Origin of the sequence: Staphylococcus sp. GDB20D11A (genome assembly GCF_016893255.1) — a bacterium.
Lineage (GTDB): Bacteria > Bacillota > Bacilli > Staphylococcales > Staphylococcaceae > Staphylococcus > Staphylococcus aureus.
The window spans coordinates 1-887 of record NZ_JAFEPJ010000043.1 but is presented as its reverse complement, the minus strand read 5'-3'; the positions used below and the strand labels follow the sequence as shown (position 1 = coordinate 887).

General features: G+C 30.1%; 1 protein-coding gene. It reads left to right on the top strand.

The genetic code is table 11. From position 1 onward, the window contains the following. Window positions 1-221 precede the first annotated feature (221 nt). Window positions 222-887: protein rep (locus JV528_RS14305; RefSeq protein ID WP_204254860.1), on the top strand; the 666-nt coding region annotated here is incomplete at its 3' end.

Here is an 887-nt window from a genome sequence, read left to right as displayed (position 1 = left end):
ATTTTATCCCTCCTAACTTGGGAATTTGAAACGAGTTGAAAACGAGTTTCTTCTTGTCTTGATACTATATAGAAATAACTCAAAGATATTAAAAGTCGTTTTATCGTTGATATGACAGTATTTTTATGTATTTTTGTGCGTGAAAGAAAAAATTGACATAAAAAAGCTCCAGTAATATGATTAAGTTACGACGCTTAAATCAATACTGGAGGTCTTTTTATATGCAATATAATACTACTAAATGTATAGACGAAAATCAAGATAATAAAACATTAAAAGATATGACGAAAAGTGGGAAACAACGCCCATGGAGAGAAAAGAAGATAGATAATGTAAGTTATGCAGATATACTAGAAATCTTAAAAATTAAAAAGGCTTTTAACGTAAAACAATGTGGTAACGTCTTAGAGTTCAAGCCTACTGATGAAGGTTATTTGAAGTTACATAAGACATGGTTTTGTAAATCAAAATTGTGTCCAGTTTGTAATTGGAGGCGTGCTATGAAAAATAGTTATCAAGCTCAAAAAGTGATTGAAGAAGTGGTTAAAGAAAAGCCAACTGCTCGTTGGTTATTTCTTACTTTATCGACTAAAAATGCAATAGACGGTGACCATTTAGAACAAAGTTTAAAGCATATGTCTAAGGCTTTTAATAAATTAAAGATGTATACAAAAGTTAAAAAGAATTTGGTAGGATTTTTACGCTCAACTGAAGTAACAGTTAATAAAAATGACGGTAGTTATAATCAACATATGCACGTTTTGTTATGCGTTGAAAATGCGTATTTTAGAAAAAAAGAAAATTATATTACGCAGACGGAATGGGTCGATTTATGGCAAAAAGCATTACAAGTTAATTATCGACCAGTAGCAAATATTAAAGCGATC